Origin of the sequence: Flavobacterium sp. CSZ (assembly GCF_015350725.1) — a bacterium.
GTDB lineage: Bacteria > Bacteroidota > Bacteroidia > Flavobacteriales > Flavobacteriaceae > Flavobacterium.
In genome coordinates this window covers 1-503 of the sequence record NZ_JADKPQ010000068.1, presented here as the reverse complement: position 1 = coordinate 503, position 503 = coordinate 1, and the positions used below count along the sequence as shown (strand labels likewise).

Below are 503 nucleotides of genomic sequence, written 5' to 3'. Positions count from 1 at the left end.
GGAACTCCAGTGGTTTGGGTAATACTAACGCCGGCCATACGGCCCTGCATGGTGGCCAGCACATTGGTTACCGGCTGGTTCTCGATATCTTTGGAGGTAATACGGGCAATGCTTCCTGTGCGCTCGCTCTCTTTTACCGAGTAGTAGCCAGCATTGACGCGCACTTCCTGAAGTGTAGTGGTATCAAAACTGAGTTTTACATTCACTGTTGTTCTTCCATTCACTGGAACAAGTGCAGTTTTAAAACCTATATAAGATACTACAAGTGTGTCATTTGGAGAGACCAAAAGGGAATACTGGCCTGTAAAATCCGATATGGTCGAGGATTTGAGTTTGCTCTTAACAGCAATGGTAACTCCCGGCAGAGGACTTACACCATCGGTGATAGTGCCTTGAACTTGATGTTGTTGAAAAAAAGAAGGGCGATGCCGTTCTATGGAACTTGCGGATACAGGGGGAAAAGACAAGAAGAAAACCAGAAAAAATAGGCAATAAAAAGCTTT

At 44.9% G+C, this 503-nt stretch carries 1 protein-coding gene; it reads right to left on the bottom strand.

From position 1 onward, the window contains the following. On the bottom strand, positions 1-467 hold a 467-nt coding region (locus IRZ78_RS26025; protein WP_194620512.1), incomplete at its 3' end, for a carboxypeptidase-like regulatory domain-containing protein. Between the last annotated feature and the right edge of the window lie 36 nt (positions 468-503).